Source organism: Desulfovibrio sp. 1214_IL3152 (genome assembly GCF_036763055.1).
Lineage (GTDB): Bacteria > Desulfobacterota > Desulfovibrionia > Desulfovibrionales > Desulfovibrionaceae > Desulfovibrio.
The window spans coordinates 1-1425 of record NZ_JBAIYW010000520.1 but is presented as its reverse complement, the minus strand read 5'-3'; the positions used below and the strand labels follow the sequence as shown (position 1 = coordinate 1425).

Sequence of the window (1425 nt, the reverse complement as noted above, 5' to 3'; positions counted from 1 at the left end):
AAGCACTGTCACGCGCAGGCCCCTTCCGGCGGCTTCGCGCGCGCAGATAAGCCCGGAAGCTCCCGCGCCCAGAACAAGCACATCCGCCTGATTCTCACCCACACGGTTTTTTGTTCCGGCAAGGCCGTGCGGAACGCGCCCCGGCGCAGGAACTGAGCTTTTGGATGCAGCTACTGAATTTGACAGGCTTTTTCGGCGGGAGCTATGTAAACTGAATTCTTGCATGCCCAGAAGGTATACGAGGCTGGTCGGTCTGCCAAGATGTTCAAATGACGTTCAGCAATAAAATACATCTGTTGAGAAAATTATGCCCATACTTCATTCGCGCTATGTCTGTCCCCTGCATCTGAGAAATCCCCATGCCAACACCATGTGGCCCGTGCTTTTTCGCCCGCATCCCGACCTTGCGCCTGATACGCGGCGGCAGCGCATTGAAACGCCCGACGGGGATTTTCTGGATGTGGACATGCAGCCCGCTGCCCACGCGCCGGATGGAAATTTTGGGCAGGGGCGCGGCATCGCCATAATATCCCACGGTCTTGAAGGCAACAGCCGCCGCAAATATGTGCTTGGCCTGGGCGCTGTTTTGCGGTCTTTGGGTTTTGACGTCCTTGCCTGGAACATGCGCTCCTGCTCTGGGGAGCCGGGCCGCACCGCCCGTCTGTACCATATGGGGGAGACAGAAGACCTTGCCACTGTGGTGCGCTTTGCGGAAATGTTTGACCGACCGCTGCTGCTGGCAGGCTTCAGCATGGGGGGAAACCAGATATGCCGCTATCTTGGCGGAAACAGGATATCGCCCCTCATACGGGGAGCCGTGGCCGTTTCCGTGCCGTGCGATCTTTCCGCCGCCGCCCCTGTCATGGACGGCCCGGCCTGCCGCCTGTACATGTGGTATTTTTTGCGAACCCTGCGAAAAAAAGTGTGTCACAACGCGGGGCGTTTTCCCGACTATCCTTCGGTTGAGGGCATTGAAAATATCCGCACATTTTCGGAATTTGACAGCCGCTTTACAGCGCCCACCTTCGGTTTTTCCTCGGCCAGCGACTATTGGGAAAAAAATACGGTGTTGCCCGATCTGCCCCGCATCACTGTACCCACATACCTGCTGCTTGCCGCAGACGATCCTTTTTGCGCGCCGTCGTGCTATCCGTGGGACGCGGCGGAGGCCAACCCGCATCTGTTCCTTGAGGTCGCAGACCACGGCGGGCATGTGGGCTTTGTGCAGCCCGGCGGCGTGTATTACAGTGAGCAGCGCGCCCGTGATTTTGCCGGCATGTTGCTGGAGCAGGGAAAGTTTAGAGCAATTTCACTTTGAAATTGCTCTGGCGGCTGCGTGAGCAGTCGCCCGCCGCGAAGGCGTAAGCGCAATTTATTTGCGCGGTTAAACGCCGAAGCGAGCGTGTCTTAAACTTTGAAAATGTA

Annotated in this window: 1 protein-coding gene; it reads left to right on the top strand. The window is 57.5% G+C overall.

The window, feature by feature from the left end:
- The first annotated feature begins 307 nt into the window (after nucleotides 1–307).
- Nucleotides 308–1318: a YheT family hydrolase gene (locus tag V6C07_RS11080; RefSeq protein WP_333536539.1), complete on the top strand. Its 1011-nt coding sequence runs from the start codon at nucleotides 308–310 to the stop codon at nucleotides 1316–1318.
- Nucleotides 1319–1425 lie beyond the last annotated feature (107 nt).